2 rRNA genes are annotated in these 3,142 nt (G+C 50.4%); both read left to right on the top strand.

The features are described 5' to 3' along the window. Positions 1-88: 88 nt before the first annotated feature. Positions 89-2,910, top strand: a 23S ribosomal RNA gene (locus tag ZA05_RS12955). An 86-nt stretch (positions 2,911-2,996) separates the two neighbouring features. Continuing rightward, positions 2,997-3,104: ribosomal RNA gene (rrf, locus tag ZA05_RS12950) — 5S ribosomal RNA — on the top strand. Positions 3,105-3,142 lie beyond the last annotated feature (38 nt).

Here is a 3,142-nt window from a genome sequence, read left to right as displayed (position 1 = left end):
GTTCATTGACATATTGGAAAGATATACATGAAAAATAAAATGTTATTGTAACGAGCAATAACGTAACTCATTAAAAAGACAAAAAGTACAATAAGCTAAACAAGGGCGTATGGGGAATGCCTAGGCTCTCAGAGGCGAAGAAGGACGTGATAAGCTGCGAAAAGCTGCGGGGATCGGCACATACGATTCGATCCGCAGATATCCGAATGGGGCAACCCACTATATTGAAGATATAGTATCCGCAAGGAGGCGAACCCGGGGAACTGAAACATCTAAGTACCCGGAGGAAGAGAAAACAAAAGTGATTCCGTTAGTAGTGGCGAGCGAACGCGGATTAGCCCAAACCAATATTGTTACGGCAATGTTGGGGTTGTAGGACTGCGACATTGGTTGCGCAATGAACTAGAACGCTTTGGAAAGAGCGGCCATAGCGGGTGATAGCCCCGTATAGGCAAAGAGCGTTAACCATAGCAGTATCCTGAGTAGCGCGGGGCACGTGTAACCCTGTGTGAATCTGCCGGGACCATCCGGTAAGGCTAAATACTCCTGAGAGACCGATAGTGAACCAGTACCGTGAGGGAAAGGTGAAAAGAACCCCGAACAGGGGAGTGAAATAGAACCTGAAACCATACGCCTACAAGCGGTCGGAGCCCCATTGGGGTGACGGCGTGCCTTTTGCATAATGAGCCTACGAGTTACCGTTGCTGGCAAGGTTAAGGGCTTCAGGTCCGGATCCGTAGCGAAAGCGAGTCTGAACAGGGCGATGCAGTCAGTAGCGGTAGACGCGAAACCGTGTGATCTACCCATGGGCAGGGTGAAGCTGTGGTAACACACAGTGGAGGCCCGAACCGGTTGACGTTGAAAAGTCTTCGGATGACCTGTGGGTAGGGGTGAAAGGCCAATCAAACTCGGAAATAGCTCGTACTCCCCGAAATGCATTTAGGTGCAGCGTTGATTTATAGTTTTATAGAGGTAGAGCTACTGATTGGATGCGGGGGCTTCACCGCCTACCAATTCCTGACAAACTCCGAATGCTATAAAATGTTGATCAGCAGTGAGGGCATGGGTGCTAAGGTCCATGTCCGAGAGGGAAAGAACCCAGACCATCAGCTAAGGTCCCCAAATGTATGTTAAGTTGAATAAACGAGGTTGAACTGCTTAGACAGCTAGGATGTTGGCTTGGAAGCAGCCATTCATTTAAAGAGTGCGTAACAGCTCACTAGTCGAGCGGTTCGGCATGGATAATAATCGGGCATAAACATACTACCGAAGCTATGGACTTTTAAAAGTGGTAGGGGAGCATTGTAGTGCCGCTGAAGGTGTGTCGCGAGGCATGCTGGAGGAGCTACAAAAGAAAATGTAGGCATAAGTAACGATAATGCGGGCGAGAAACCCGCACACCGAAAGACTAAGGTTTCCTCAGCTATGCTAATCAGCTGAGGGTTAGTCGGGACCTAACGCGAACCCGAAGGGGGAAGTGGATGGACAACGGGTTAATATTCCCGTACCTGCCCGCAACAAAAGTGACGGAGGCGTATATTTGGTGCGCACTGACGGAATAGTGCGTTGAAGCGAGTGGTAACACCGCGATAGTACACTGAGCCTACGGGCAAGGTGATAATCCAGAGAAGCGACTTCCAAGAAAAGCGAGCGAGGCAGCCCGTACCGTAAACCGACACAGGTAGTTGGGATGAGAATTCTAAGGTGCTCGAGAGATTCATGGCTAAGGAACTAGGCAAAATTGACCCGTAACTTCGGGAGAAGGGTCGCCCCACTCCGGTGGGGCCGCAGTGAAAAGGTCCAGGCGACTGTTTATCAAAAACACAGGGCTCTGCTAAATCGAAAGATGACGTATAGGGCCTGACACCTGCCCGGTGCTGGAAGGTTAAGTGGAGGGTTTAGCTTTACGCGAAGATCTGAAATGAAGCCCCAGTAAACGGCGGCCGTAACTATAACGGTCCTAAGGTAGCGAAATTCCTTGTCGGGTAAGTTCCGACCTGCACGAATGGTGTAACGATCTGGACACTGTCTCAGCCATGAGCTCGGTGAAATTGTAGTATCGGTGAAGATGCCGATTACCCGCAGTGGGACGAAAAGACCCCGTGAACCTTTACTATAGCTTAGTATTGGCTTTGGACAAGTAATGTGTAGGATAGGTGGGAGACTTCGAAGCGGCGTCGCCAGGCGTCGTTGAGTCATTGTTGAAATACCACCCTTTGCTTGTCTAGAGTCTAACCCCTTTCTGGGGGACAGTGCTTGGTGGGTAGTTTGACTGGGGTGGTCGCCTCCAAAAGAGTAACGGAGGCTTCTAAAGGTTCCCTCAGCACGCTTGGTAACCGTGCGCAGAGTGCAATGGCATAAGGGAGCTTGACTGAGAGACATACAGGTCGATCAGGTACGAAAGTAGAGCATAGTGATCCGGTGGTTCCGCATGGAAGGGCCATCGCTCAAAGGATAAAAGGTACTCCGGGGATAACAGGCTGATCTCCCCCAAGAGCTCACATCGACGGGGGGGTTTGGCACCTCGATGTCGGCTCGTCACATCCTGGGGCTGGAGAAGGTCCCAAGGGTTGGGCTGTTCGCCCATTAAAGTGGCACGCGAGCTGGGTTCAGAACGTCGTGAGACAGTTCGGTCTCTATCTACTGTGGGCGTTAGAAATTTGAGTGGATCTGACTCTAGTACGAGAGGACCGAGTTGGACGAACCTCTAGTGTACCTGTTGTTCCGCCAGGGGCATTGCAGGGTAGCTACGTTCGGAAGGGATAAGCGCTGAAAGCATATAAGCGCGAAACCCACCACAAGATGAGATTTCTTTAAAGGGCCGTGGAAGATGACCACGTCGATAGGCTACAGGTGTAAAGGCAGTAATGTCATAGCCGAGTAGTACTAATAACCCGTAGGCTTATTGTACGCGTTCTTTTTATAGGTTGAATTATATGTTTCATGGATATGTTTCCATTATGTTAAGATATTGGTCCAGAGATGGACAGACGATTTAAGGCGGTTATAGCGACGGGGCTCACCTCTTACCTTTCCGAACAGAGAAGTTAAGCCCGTTAGCGCCGATGGTACTGCACCCGTGGGAGAGTAGGTCGTCGCCTTTTTTGCCTGCCAGGCGGCAGGTTTGCAAGCCCCCAGCATT

It is taken from the genome of Mangrovimonas sp. TPBH4, from assembly GCF_001280505.1.
GTDB lineage: Bacteria > Bacteroidota > Bacteroidia > Flavobacteriales > Flavobacteriaceae > Mangrovimonas_A.
Note: the sequence above shows the minus strand (reverse complement) of the source record. Positions and strands in the feature narration are given on the sequence as shown.